5 protein-coding genes are annotated in these 7,018 nt (G+C 30.3%); 1 reads left to right on the top strand and 4 read right to left on the bottom strand.

What is annotated here, in order from left to right; all coding sequences use genetic code 11:
• Positions 1-98: 98 nt before the first annotated feature.
• The 4 genes from HGI79_RS08680 to argB form a co-directional block, all read right to left on the bottom strand.
• Positions 99-1,265: an iron-containing alcohol dehydrogenase gene (locus HGI79_RS08680; RefSeq protein WP_185650325.1), complete on the bottom strand. Its 1,167-nt coding sequence runs from the start codon at positions 1,263-1,265 to the stop codon at positions 99-101.
• 291 nt (positions 1,266-1,556) lie between these two features.
• Complete coding sequence (locus HGI79_RS08675) at positions 1,557-3,482, bottom strand: sigma-54-dependent Fis family transcriptional regulator (RefSeq protein WP_185650324.1); 1,926 nt, start codon at positions 3,480-3,482, stop codon at positions 1,557-1,559.
• Positions 3,483-3,707: 225 nt separating this feature from the next.
• Positions 3,708-4,874, bottom strand: a complete 1,167-nt coding sequence (locus tag HGI79_RS08670) for an aspartate aminotransferase family protein (RefSeq protein ID WP_185650323.1) — start codon at positions 4,872-4,874, stop codon at positions 3,708-3,710.
• Positions 4,856-5,749, bottom strand: coding sequence for an acetylglutamate kinase (gene argB / locus HGI79_RS08665; RefSeq protein WP_313885193.1), 894 nt, complete (start codon positions 5,747-5,749; stop codon positions 4,856-4,858). The genes HGI79_RS08670 and argB overlap by 19 nt, the downstream gene beginning before the upstream one ends.
• Positions 5,750-5,898: 149 nt before the next feature.
• On the opposite strand from argB, the gene argC reads away from it, so the two are divergent.
• Positions 5,899-6,936 carry an N-acetyl-gamma-glutamyl-phosphate reductase gene (argC, locus tag HGI79_RS08660; RefSeq protein WP_185650322.1) on the top strand — a complete coding sequence of 346 codons (1,038 nt, stop codon included), beginning with the start codon at positions 5,899-5,901 and terminating at the stop codon, positions 6,934-6,936.
• Positions 6,937-7,018: the final 82 nt, after the last annotated feature.

Here is a 7,018-nt window from a genome sequence, read left to right as displayed (position 1 = left end):
ACGAACTTTAGACTGACTAAAAGTTTTTAACGTGCCGAAGTTTGGCAGCATATTCCGGAGTATAAGTTAAATTTCGGACGTGACTATCTATGTGTTACCTAGAAGTTAACTTTTTCTCCACTAAATGCACATTGGAATACTTTTTTCATTTCTTCATCAGTTATAGGTCTTGGATTACATCCTGTACATGCATCTAAAACTGCGTTATGTGCTATGTAATCAACATTAGTATTAAAGTCTTCTTCTGTTACCCCATACTCTTTTAATGTAAGTGGTATATTCATTTTTCTGTTCATTTCTTGGATCATAGCTGTTAAAGAATCTACTAATTCTTCTTGAGTATCTCCTGATAACCCTAAAGTTTTAGCTATAGTAGCATATCTATCTGCACAGACTTTTTTATTAAAGTCTATTACATAAGGAAGGAATATTGCATTAGCACATCCATGAGGAATATGGAATACTGCACCTGTTTTGTGCGCCATGCTATGAGTAATTCCAAGCAATGCATTTGAGAATGCCATTCCTGCTAGACATTGAGCCATATGCATCTCATCCCTAGCTTCTTTATCTCCTTCATAGGATTTAAATAAATTTTCTTTTGTCATAACTATAGCTTGCATTGCAAGAGGATCTGAGAATGCAGATTTTAATGCTGCTACATAAGCTTCTATGGCGTGAGTTAGTGCATCCATACCAGTATGTGCTGTTAGCTTTGCTGGCATTGTTTGTGCTAGTGCTGGATCAATAATAGCTATATCTGGAGTTAAATTAAAATCGGCTAATGGATATTTTATTTTTGCTTTATAATCTGTTATTACTGAAAATGCAGTAACCTCTGTAGCTGTTCCACTTGTAGATGGGATAGCTACAAATTTAGCTTTTTGTCTAAGATCTGGTAATCCAAAAGGAACTACAGCTTGTTCAAATGTAAATTCTGGATATTCATAGAAGATCCACATAGCTTTAGCAGCATCAATTGGTGATCCTCCTCCTATTGATACTATCCAATCAGGTTCAAATTCTCTCATAATCTTTGCACCGTTCATAACTGTTTCAACTGATGGATCTGGTTCTACACCTTCTATTAATTTTGTTTCTAATCCAGCTTCTTTCAAATAGCTTTCTACTTTGTCTAAGAAGCCAAACTTTTTCATTGAACCTCCACCAACAACTATTATAGCTTTTTTACCTTTTAGTGTTTTTAAGGTCTCTAAAGAATTTTCTCCAAAATAAATGTCTCTTGGTAATGTAAATCTTGCCATTCATCTTCCCCCTAAATATTATTTGTTAAAAATACTACAATATTTTTTAATACTTACTTTTAAAGCAAGACTTATGCCAATATATATATAACAGCAATTGCCAGTAATTTAATTAATATTAGTATCAAAATGATATAATATAACAATCTCAAAATGAGATTATTATATTTTTTAGATACAATTTGAGATACATTTTTATCCATATACAATATTATCTAGTACCTTGGTTGAAATTGAATTACACGTAGGGACATGTTGCTAAAACTGAAAGCATATTTAGAAGCTTGTTCATTATACCACTATATTATATTTTTTTATTTTTCTATATATAGTAGCTCTGCTTATACTTAATATTCTTGCGGCTTTGGTCAAATCACCATCACATTGTTCAATTGTATCCTTTATATTTTCCTTTTCAATTTCTTCCATAGTCATTAATTTTTTGTTTTCTTTCTTTTTATATACTTTTTTATTAACAATATAATCATATAAAAACTCTGAAGTAATGTTATTACTTTCACATAGATAATAAGATCTTTCTACTACATTTCTCAATTCCCGTACATTACCAGGCCAAGTATAATTTTTAATTATATTTATATATTCAACATCTAGAATTTTAAATGCAAGTGGATTTTGAGTATTTAATTTATAAACAAAATAATTTGCTAAAGTCTCTATATCTTCAGTTCTTTCTTTAAGTGGAATGGTTTTTATATTCATAACATTTATTCTATAAAATAAGTCTTCTCTAAAACTTTTGTTTTTTATTTCTTCAATTAAATTTCTATTAGTTGCAGCTATTACTCTCACATTTAAGGATTTTTCATAGGTTCCCCCTAGTCTTATTATTTTATTGTTATCTAAAACTCTTAGTAATTTAGATTGCATATCTAGCGGAAGCTCACCAATTTCATCTAAGAAAATAGTTCCACCATTAGCTAACTCAAATTTTCCCGGATGACCTTCTTTAGCAGCTCCAGTAAAAGCTCCTTTTTCATATCCGAAAAGCTCACTCTCTATAAGATCTTTTGGAAAGGAAGCACAGTTTACAGCCACAAATGGTCCGTTACATCTATCACTATAATTATGAATTGACTGAGCAAATAGTTCCTTTCCTGTACCACTAGGTCCTTCTATTAAAATACTACACCCTGTGACTGCGGCTTTTTTAGCAATTTCAATAGTTTTCTGCATTTCATGATTTTTAGTTATTATGTCTTCAAATTTATACTTTGCACTAAATCCTGCTATAGTATTTACCATTTTGTGTACATTAATTTCATCTTTAAAGGTTATTATAATGCCATTTATTTTTTCATTTATTAATACAGAAGCTGCAGTTATGCTGCATTTAATTCTTTTATTTTTAACATAAAAATTGTAGTCTACATTATGATAAACTTCCCCAGAATTTAATACCTTTCTTATAGATTCTATATTCCTCAGCAAGTAATTAACATTTGTATTTAGTATTTCCACTTCACTAATTCCTAATATTTTTGACGCCATAGTGTTTGTTTTTTTAATATTTAACTCTTCATCTAACACCAGCATACCATCTGATATAGAATCGAATATTACATTTAACAGCTTATTAGATTTTATTAAAGCCAATTGTTTTTCAATAGAATGTGCTCCAGATACTACTATTCCAGTAGTATGGGAATGAGCTTTAGAATAGTTTCCTGACATATTAATACAACCTATAATTTCTCCCTTTTCATTATGTATAGTGGCTGATGAGCAAGTAAGACTATGGTTTTTTACATAATAATGCTCTGCTCCTATTATCTGAATAGGCTTGTCTAAAAAAATAGAAGTACCTATAGCATTAGTACCTATAGATTTCTCCGTCCATATGGCTCCTATAAAAAAGTTTAAATCCTCAATACTTATAAGCTCTTTATCGCCAACTATATTAATGATACAGCCTTCTTTATCCGTAAGAATAATAGCAAATCCAGATCCTGAAACTATGCTATATAGGTTTTTCATTATAGGATATGCTACATTAATAAGTTCTTCATTTTCTTTGATTTTCTTAGCTATTTGCTCTTTTGATAATCTTTCTATATGAATTTTTTCATAGTTAACTTCATATTGTTTACACCTAAGCCAAGACTCTCTTACTACAGCATCTAAATCTTCAGCAACTATATTTTTTTTCATAAAGTTTATCCAGTGTTTAGTTATATGTTCAATGGTTCTATCCATAAAATCACCTATACTTATTTTTTATTATATTAGTAATAATATCAATAATTTCGAAAAACATCAATAAATTGAATTTTACCCTTACTTTAGAGAAGATGGAAGCATTAGATTAGGTAATTATTGGATAAGTTAATTATGACAACAACCTAGTATTAAATAAAAATCAGAAGTGGCAGTAACCTTAATATCAGTTTCCACCACTTCTATTTTTATCTGCATTTTAATTTAATTGTAAGTCTTTAATACTTCTTCAAAGATGCTTATAGCCTTATCAATGTCTTCATTTTCCACATTAAGAGGAGGTAAAAATCTTATAACATCTTTTCCTGCAGTAACAACTAAAAGTTTATTTTCAAAACACTTATTACTAATCTCTTTTATATCCACATTAAGTTTTACTCCGATTAATAATCCTATTCCTTTAATTTCTTCTATTGTACTATATTTCTCTTTAAGAGCTTTTAATTTAGAAACTAAATACTCACTTTTCTTATCTACTTTTGATATTACATTACCTTCAATTAATTCTTTTAACACTGCTAAACTAACAGCACTTGCTAAAGGATTTCCTCCAAAGGTACTTCCATGATCTCCACGTTCAAGTACTGATGCTTTCTTATTTGTAACAATAGCTCCTATTGGGAAGCCTCCGCCTAGTCCCTTTGCCATACATATAACATCTGGGATTGCTCCAAACTTTTGATAAGCAAAAAAAGTACCTAATCTTCCAACTCCACATTGTATTTCATCAAAAATAAGTAAGGCATCATGTTCTTCACATAATTGTTTAACAGCTTCCAAATACTCTACATTTGCTAAATTTATTCCGCCTTCTCCTTGAACAGGTTCTATTATTACAGCACAAACATTCTTATCCATCTTATTTTTCAAGTCATCAATATCATTAAATTTAGCAGTTCTAGTTCCACCAATTAAAGGCATAAAATCTTTTTGGTATTTTGGTTGAGCTGTAACCGATAAGGCTCCCATAGTTCTCCCGTGAAATGAGTCTTCCATAGATATAATTATATTTTTATCTTCTCCACCTTTAATTTTTCCATATTTCCTTGCTACCTTTAATGCACCTTCCATAGCCTCTGTACCACTATTACAGAAAAAAACTGCTTCATGGTCACTTAATGAACATAACTTTTCTGATAGTTCTATAGCATTATTATTCCAATAATAATTAGATATCTGTATAAGCTTTCTGCTTTGTTCTTCTAATGCCTTTATTATCACTGGATGACTATGGCCAAGACAATTTACCGCTACACCAGATACAAAGTCAATATACTCTACTCCGTTGTTATCATATATTTTGCATCCTAAGCCTTTGTCAAAGATCACACCAAATCTTCCATAAGTATTCATTATATTACCTTTTGACATTCTCTAATCTCCTCCTCTGAAGTTATCTTAGTTCCAGAACCATTAACAAGTTCAAAAAGTAAACTATGGTTTTTCCTTCCATCTATGATATGTACGTTTTTCGTACCATTATCTATTGCATCAAGGCAGCACTCCATTTTAGGAATCATACCACCTTGTATAATTCCATCCGATATATACTCCTTTATTTGTTTTGAAGATATTTCTTTGATAAGACTATCTTCATCATTTATATCTTTATAAACACCCGCAACATCTGTCAGTATTATAAGCTTTTCGGCTTTAAGTTCTGAACTTATGAATGATGCAGCATAATCTGCATTAATGTTATATTTATTTCCATAAGTATCACATCCTATAGGAGAAATAACCGATACCCTATTTTTTTCTATATTACTTTGCAGAAAAGTTTTATTTATACTAACTACTTCTCCCACAAAACCTATATCTACCTTTTTACCATCTTCATATAGATATCTTTTTTTCGCTTTAATTAGATTACTATCTCTACCACTCAATCCTACAGCACTTATTCCATACCTACTTAAATTAGCTGCTATATCCTTATTTATATGACCGGACAATACCATTTCTGCTATGTCCATTACATTTTTATCTGTAACTCTAAGTCCGTTTCTAAATTCACTTTTAACACCAGCTATACCTAGCCATTTAGATATTTCTGGACCTCCACCGTGAACTATTATAATATTTATGTCATATTTTTTCAAAAGTACAACATCTTCAATAAAAGCTTTAGCTGCAGCTTCATTTTTCATTATACTTCCACCATATTTTATAACAAAAGTTTTATTTTTAAACCTTTCTACATATGATAACAGCTCTTCGTATTCAGAGCTTTCTTCATTTAACACATGCTCCACCAACCTTCTCCTAACTGATATGTATAATTATACTATGTCAATTATTAATATGCAATTATTTTCTTCTATTTTTTATTGCATAATTATATTATTTTTTGTATAATTATTTTTGTTTAAACGAATTTTTAGAGGTGATATTAATGATTAATATAGGTATAATAGGTTCAACTGGTTACGCTGGTCAACAATTAGTTTGGATATTGAACAATCATCCAAGTGCATATATCAAGTTTTTATGTACCCATAGTTTTGAAAACATGGAATATAGAGAAATATATAAAAATTATGAAGGTTTCATAGATAACATATGCATAAATATTCAAGAAGCAGAAAATCAATTTAAAGATATTGATGTACTCTTCATATGTCTTCCACACGGAAAATCTTTTGATATAGCAAAAAAAGCATTAGACTTAGGTGTAAAAGTTATAGACCTAGGTGCAGACTTTAGACTTAAATCAAAAGAAACTTATAAAGAATGGTATAAGCTAGAACATCAGTGCAGTGAACTTTTAAACGAAGCTGTTTATGGTCTTCCTGAACTACATCGTGAAAAAGTAAAAGAGGCATGTTTAATAGCTAATCCAGGTTGCTATACCACAGCCAGCATATTAGCTTTGGCACCATTGCTTAACGCTAAAATTATAAATCCAAAATCTATCATAATCGATGCAAAATCTGGAGTATCAGGAGCAGGCAGAAGTGCAAATATAGCAAATCTTTTTGCTGAATGTAACGAATCTATAAAGGCTTATTCTGTGGCAGCACACAGACATACACCTGAAATAGAACAGGAACTGTCCAATGTTTATGGTGAAGACATAATACTTACCTTTACTCCTCATTTAATTCCTATGAATAAAGGAATTTTATCTATGTGCTATGCGGAACTAACTTCTAATGTGTCTGAAGAGGACATATACGAAATATTTAATAATTTTTATAAAGATGAGTTTTTCGTAAAAATTACTGAGTATATGCCTGAAACTAAATGGGTTAAAGGTTCTAACATGTGCCATATAGGATTAAGAGTAGACAAAAGAACCAATAGAGTAATTGTAGGATCTGCTATAGATAACCTAATGAAAGGTGCTGCAGGGCAGGCAGTTCAAAATATGAATATAATTTTCGGCTTAGATGAAAAAACAGGGCTTAACTTTCCTGCAATGATGCCATAAGCTCTTTATTAATAAAAACCTTCGAACTTAAAATTAAGTTCGAAGGTTTTTATTAATATTTCTAACTTTATCTTATTACTGT

Source organism: Clostridium sp. DJ247, assembly GCF_014231265.1.
This window is presented reverse-complemented; position numbering and strand designations above follow the sequence as displayed.

Coding starts and splice junctions, on each gene's coding strand:
- HGI79_RS08680 (WP_185650325.1), bottom strand. CDS start 1,265: ATGGCAAGATTTACATTACCAAGAGACATTTATTTTGGAGAAAATTCT.
- HGI79_RS08675 (WP_185650324.1), bottom strand. CDS start 3,482: ATGGATAGAACCATTGAACATATAACTAAACACTGGATAAACTTTATG.
- HGI79_RS08670 (WP_185650323.1), bottom strand. CDS start 4,874: ATGTCAAAAGGTAATATAATGAATACTTATGGAAGATTTGGTGTGATC.
- argC (WP_185650322.1), top strand. CDS start 5,899: ATGATTAATATAGGTATAATAGGTTCAACTGGTTACGCTGGTCAACAA.